The organism is Acinetobacter sp. YH12112 (assembly GCF_013418945.1).
GTDB lineage: Bacteria > Pseudomonadota > Gammaproteobacteria > Pseudomonadales > Moraxellaceae > Acinetobacter > Acinetobacter indicus.
The window spans coordinates 1-5945 of sequence record NZ_VPBA01000068.1 but is presented as its reverse complement, the minus strand read 5'-3'; the positions used below and the strand labels follow the sequence as shown (position 1 = coordinate 5945).

The following is a 5945-nucleotide window of genomic DNA, read 5'->3' as shown; positions in this document are numbered from 1 at the left end:
AGTGATGGGAGAGAATGTTCAAGAGTGGATTCTAAATGTTCAGATAAAGACATAAAAAAATGAGCGTATTTACATACACTCATTTTTACTACATTTTTCTAATATTTGCTTAACTGACTGGCATTATGCCGATGCAGGCTTTTTTGATTACGGAGGTTTGAATCTATGACGTTGCGAATCTGGAACGATATGTTGCATTCCATGCCTAGAACAGGCACCAGGTAAAACACTAAGATAGCCTCAAGCTCAAAAAGAATTAGAGGATTATCTGATGAACGCCTACTTACATCGTAGTGAAGAACGTGGTCATGTTAAAGCCGGCTGGTTAGACACCAAACACAGCTTTTCATTTGGCAGCTGGTACAACCCGAAATACATGGGTGTGAGTGTGCTTCGTGTGATTAATGATGACCGGATTGCTGCCCACAATGGTTTTGGTACCCATCCGCATGACAACATGGAAATTTTAACCTGTGTACTGGATGGCACCATTTCACATAAAGACAGCATGGGCAATGAACGGCATATCAGTGCGGGTGAATGGCAGCTGATGAGCGCCGGAACCGGGGTTCAGCACAGTGAAATCAACCAGGGCGATGTACCAGTGCATATGCTGCAAATCTGGATTCATCCAAATGTGCGTGATGCAGAGCCAAATTATCAGCAAATTAAACTCGACCCACGTGAACAGCCGAACCAATGGCATCTGATTGTTGGCCCAACCGAACAGGCACCCATGCATATTCGCCAGCAGGCTGAAGTGAAAACCGCGGTACTTGAAGCCGGCCAAAGCCTAAACGTACAGGCGACCCAGCAGCTCAACTATGTGCATGTGATTCGTGGTGAAGTGCAGATTGGTGAACATACGGTTAAAGCTGGTGATGCACTGTTATTCGCGGAACATGCGGATATTCAGGCAACCGAAGAAAGCCAGATGATCTGGTTTGACTTACCGGGCAAATAAGCCATTTTTCTCTCCCAGAGGTCATGATGATTTTGGCCCAATAGCCGCTCCATTGAGCGGCTATTTTTATGTCTTAAAGCCGGCCTTGATTGACTTTTACCTGAGTGTGAACAGTCTGTTTAAGCTGCACCCTTTGCAGCAACTCAAATACCATTTATGAAAATAAACTGAATAAAATCGGCCGATTGCCTGTAACCCGATAAAACTCTCAAAACTGAAACTATTTACATTCTCATTGGTAAAAACACTCTACATGAGAAAAATTCTCAGTTATGATAACTGCATAAAAATCATCCTGTGAATTGACCATGAATGCTTATACTGCAGCTCAGGCCAATGTCTTGACCATTCGGCAACTGAGCAAACAATTCGGCTCTCGTTTTGCGGTGCATCAGGCCAGCTGGTCTGCACAGCGCGGACAAATTATCTGCCTGCTGGGCCATTCTGGCTGTGGCAAAACCACCATGCTTCGTCTGATTGCCGGATTAGAAACCCCAAGCAGTGGCTCAATCCAGCTTGAACAGCAAATCCTGTGGAATGAACAGCAACAGATTCCAGCCGAAGCGCGCAATATTGGTCTGGTGTTTCAGGACTATGCCCTGTTTCCGCATTTAAGCGTACTGGACAATGTCATGTTTGGCCTGAAAAAACTGCCCAAAGCACAGCGTCAGGCGGTGGCCGAACAGGCGCTACAGCATGTTTCGATGCAGCATCATCTGCACAGTTATCCCTATACCCTGTCTGGTGGCGAGCAGCAGCGCGTGGCCCTGGCCCGTGCCCTGGCACCTAAACCGCAGGTGCTCTTGATGGATGAACCTTTTTCCAATCTCGATCATCGCCTGCGTGACCAGATCCGGCAAAATACCATCGAAATTCTGAAGCAGACCGGCACCACCACAGTTATTGTTACCCATGATCCGGAAGAGGCGCTGCAAATTGCCGATCAGATTATCCTGATGCATCAGGGTGAAATTATTCAGATCGGTACGCCTAAAGCCCTGTACCGGCAGCCAGCCACCTTATTTGCCGCCCGTTATTTTTCTGCCCTGAATGAAATTCCGGCGCAGCGTGTCGCGCAGCAATTACAGACCTGTTTTGGCGCACATCCCATCAGTGAAGCGCTGGCGCATCACCAAGAGCCAATCCGCTGCTGTTTCCGTCCACATCAGGTGCAGGTGTTTAGCCAGCCGACTACCGGTGCAATCCCGGCGACCGTGCTGTCCTCCAGCTTTATGGGGCATGCCGAACAGCTACGCCTGCAACTGGACCCCGAGACTATTATTCTGGCGCAGGTCAGCCCGGCACAGACCGCTTATCAGGAACAGGTTTATGTGCGCCTCGATCTGCAGCAGTGTTTTTTCTTCGCTCAAGATTCACAGCCGAAAGCCCATACAACCACCACGGCTGAAGTGGCCAACGCTTTTTAAATTGACAATAAGGAATGAAAAACGATGAAAGTAACAATCAAAATTCCACTGCTGGCCAGCGGCCTGCTGGCGCTGAGCGGTCTGGCGCAAGCCGCGCAGGTAAACCTGTATACCACGCGTGAACCGGTGCTGATTCAGCCCTTATTAAAAGAATTTACCGAAAGCAGCGGCATTAAGGTCAATACCGTATTTATTAAAGATGGTCTGCTGGAGCGAGTGAAAGCTGAAGGACGCCGTTCACCGGCCGATGTGATGCTGACCGTCGATTTTGGCAATCTGGTGGATCTGGTCGAAGCGGACCTCACCCAGCGCGTGAATTCCAAAGTATTAAATAATGCCATTCCGGCCAATTTACGTGCAGCCAATGGCCACTGGTATGCCCTGTCAATGCGTGCCCGTGCAGTCTATGCCTCCAAAGAACGTACGCCGCTGAACGCCATTCATTATGAAGATCTGGCCAATCCGCAATGGAAAGGTAAAATCTGTATCCGTTCGGGTAGCCATCCCTACAATACCGCGTTAATTGCCGCCTATATTGCCCATCATGGTGAAAAAGCGGCAGAAACCTGGTTACGCGGCGTTAAAGCCAATCTGGCGCGTCCAGCCAGTGGCGGTGACCGCGATGTGGCGCGCGATATTCTGGGTAAAATCTGTGATATTGGTGTGGCCAATACCTATTATGTGGGCACCATGCGCAATGGCAATGCTGAACAGCAGCGCTGGGGCAATGCCATTAATGTGGTGTTACCGCGCTTTAAAAATGGCGGCACTCATGTCAATGTCTCTGGTGCAGTTGTAGCCAAACATGCGCCAAACCGCAAAGAAGCGGTACAGTTACTGGAGTTCCTGGCCTCAGATCAGGCCCAGGCCATGTATGCACAAAGTGGTTATGAATATCCGATCAAACCAGGCGTGAAGATTGATCCGATTATCGCCAGTTTCGGCAAGTTAGATATTGATTCACTGCGTTTAAGTGAGATTGCTCGCCATCGTAAGGCAGCCAATCTGCTGGTCGATAAAGTCCAGTTTAATCACTAAACCTGAATCATCAGATAGCGCGGGCAGACTGCTGCTCGTGCTATCAGTCTTGTGTCCATGTCCAGCCTGTTGATCCCCCGATGACCCAGAAAAAATCTCCTGTAACTGCACTTTTTTCACTCAGTGGCCTGTTTACCCTGCTGGCCTGTCTGCCTGTGCTGGCTTTGCTCTGGACGGCCTTACAGGGCAATAGCGAGATTTGGGACCATCTGCTGCAATATGTGATTCCTCCCACCCTGATTGAAACCGGCCTGTTGCTGTTTGGTGTCGGGATTCTGACGATTCTGATTGGTACCGGCAGTGCCTGGCTGGTCACGGCCTATCAATTCCGTGGCCGTGGTTTTCTGGACTGGGCACTGTTACTGCCCTTGGCCGTACCGACCTATATTATTGCCTATAGCTATATTGATATTTTGCATCCGATTGGTCCTGTGCAGACCCTGCTGCGGGACTGGCTTCAGCTAGAAATGCAGCAGCTCTGGTTTCCGAATATCCGCTCGCTCTGGGGCGCGATTTTTCTGCTTAGTTTTGTGCTGTATCCCTATGTCTATTTAAGCACCCGTGCCATGTTCCTGATGCAGTCAGCCAGCCTGATTGAAGTAGCGCGCAGTCTGGGATTAAAACCGGAACAGGTATTTTTCCGGGTTGCGATTCCGCTGGCTCGCCCGGCCATTGCGGTTGGTGCCAGTCTGGCCCTGATGGAAACCATCAATGATATTGGTGCCACCGAATTTCTGGGCATTAAAACCCTGACCCTGTCAATTTATTCGACCTGGACCAACCAGTCCGATCTGGCCAGTGCCGCCCAGATTGCAATTTTTATGTTGCTGATCATTAGCCTGCTGGTACTGGTAGAACGGCTGGGGCGACGCAAACAGCGCTATATGAACTCGGCCCAGCGTAGCCGGCTGATGCCCGCCCAGCCAGTGACCGGCGCCAAAGCCTGGCTGCTATTCGGCCTAGGGCTGATTCCGGTGATTATTGGTTTTCTGATTCCAATCAGTCATTTACTGGTCGAATCTTATCAGCGTTTACAATATGCCGGTTTCTCTGAATATCTGCTGCAAGCCTCAATCAATACGCTTACCTTAGCCAGTATTGCCACTTTTGTGACCATGCTGATTGGCTTTATGATTGTGAGTACCGCACGGTTTAGCCGAAGCAGCTGGCTAAGCCGGGTTGCCAGTTTGGGCTATGCCATTCCGGGCACCGTACTGGCCATTGGCCTGATGCTGTCTTTGGGCGCGATTGATCACGCCGTAGCGGATTTTCTGGAATTCCAGCTTGGTCTGGATACCGGCCTGCTGTTTTTAGGCACCAGTTTCACCTTAATTTACGCCTATGCGGTACGCTTTCTAGCCATTTCAATTGGCGGGATTGAATCGGGGTATAACCGGATTCATGGCGTTTTTGATGATGCCGCACGTAATCTGGGCCAGAGCAAAAGCGGGATTCTGACCCGTATCCATTTGCCTTTATTACGTCCTGCACTGATTTCAGCAGCCTTACTGATTTTTGTGGACTGTATGAAAGAGCTGCCGGCCACATTGTTGCTACGTCCGCTGAATATGGAAACCCTGGCCACGCAGTTATATGCCGAAGCCTCACGTGGTACCTATGAAGAAGGCGCAATTGCAGCCTTATTGATTGTTCTGGTCGGACTGATTCCAGTGATTTTACTGGCACGGTTGGGGAAAACTGTACGTTAATCTGAACTAGATGAACTGGCTAAACTCTGCTTCAACATTGAGTGCAAGTTTAGCCTTCTCTCTTTTTATAGTGAAAATCGTTTAAAGAGAATAGCCTTATAAAATAGAGATACACTTTTGATTTTTAATAAGCTTGGGATAAAGAATTTTATTCAGAAATAGTTTAGGCAGATAGTGCTTAGAATATTATCCTTAAATCCAATTATTTTTTTTATTATTCAATAATAACTAAGAATCAAGAATTAAAAACCAATTATTCATCCGTTTAAAAAAATAAAACGGACAATAAAATACTTGGATTGTTAAGAGAAAATGCACGTATCTCAATTACAGAAATTGCGCAGAAAACCCGAAATTCCCGGGCCACGGTTCAAAAGCGAATCGAGTACATGGAAGCGACTAGCATCATTACCGGCTATACGGTACGCATTAAACCGAACCTGAATCCGCAGCTTATTCAGGCCTGGATGAGTATTATGGTGGAAGGCAACAAGGCACAGGCCGTCATCAAGGAGCTACGTCTCGATCCGGCTATTCAGACCTTACATACAACGAATGGCAAATGGGATTTACTGGTAGAAATCCAGTCCGACAATTTGGTGAATTTTGATTTAATTTTAAGTCGGATCAGAAGTATTTCAGGGATTTATAACAGTGAAACCAATATATTACTGTCAACCGGCTTTGTTGCACAAAGATTTGAAATGCAAAGCGCCCCTAATTGAGCCAAATTTAAGGCGTAACTTGGGTAAGTGGGCGACCTAATTCCGTAAATCTGTTAAGGACTGCTACACGTGCATGGATCTC

Annotated in this window: 4 protein-coding genes and 1 pseudogene; all 5 read left to right on the top strand. The window is 48.0% G+C overall.

What is annotated here, in order from left to right; genetic code table 11:
- Positions 1 to 271: 271 nt before the first annotated feature.
- Positions 272 to 964 carry a pirin-like bicupin family protein gene (locus tag FTU50_RS14820; protein WP_180047204.1) on the top strand — a complete coding sequence of 231 codons (693 nt, stop codon included), beginning with the start codon at positions 272 to 274 and terminating at the stop codon, positions 962 to 964.
- A gap of 308 nt (positions 965 to 1272) precedes the next feature.
- Complete coding sequence (locus FTU50_RS14815; RefSeq protein WP_016659967.1) at positions 1273 to 2391, top strand: ABC transporter ATP-binding protein; 1119 nt, start codon at positions 1273 to 1275, stop codon at positions 2389 to 2391.
- A gap of 24 nt (positions 2392 to 2415) precedes the next feature.
- Positions 2416 to 3429, top strand: coding sequence for an extracellular solute-binding protein (locus tag FTU50_RS14810; RefSeq protein WP_180055276.1), 1014 nt, complete (start codon positions 2416 to 2418; stop codon positions 3427 to 3429).
- 80 nt (positions 3430 to 3509) lie between these two features.
- Positions 3510 to 5138, top strand: coding sequence for an iron ABC transporter permease (locus tag FTU50_RS14805; protein ID WP_180055274.1), 1629 nt, complete (start codon positions 3510 to 3512; stop codon positions 5136 to 5138).
- 272 nt (positions 5139 to 5410) lie between these two features.
- Positions 5411 to 5863 (top strand): annotated as a pseudogene (locus FTU50_RS14800) (Lrp/AsnC family transcriptional regulator); the annotation flags it as partial.
- Between the last annotated feature and the right edge of the window lie 82 nt (positions 5864 to 5945).

What these genes read in the sequence shown, in the direction of transcription:
- FTU50_RS14820 (WP_180047204.1), top strand. Translation starts at nt 272, where the DNA reads ATGAACGCCTACTTACATCGTAGTGAAGAACGTGGTCATGTTAAAGCC.
- FTU50_RS14815 (WP_016659967.1), top strand. Translation starts at nt 1,273, where the DNA reads ATGAATGCTTATACTGCAGCTCAGGCCAATGTCTTGACCATTCGGCAA.
- FTU50_RS14810 (WP_180055276.1), top strand. Translation starts at nt 2,416, where the DNA reads ATGAAAGTAACAATCAAAATTCCACTGCTGGCCAGCGGCCTGCTGGCG.
- FTU50_RS14805 (WP_180055274.1), top strand. Translation starts at nt 3,510, where the DNA reads ATGACCCAGAAAAAATCTCCTGTAACTGCACTTTTTTCACTCAGTGGC.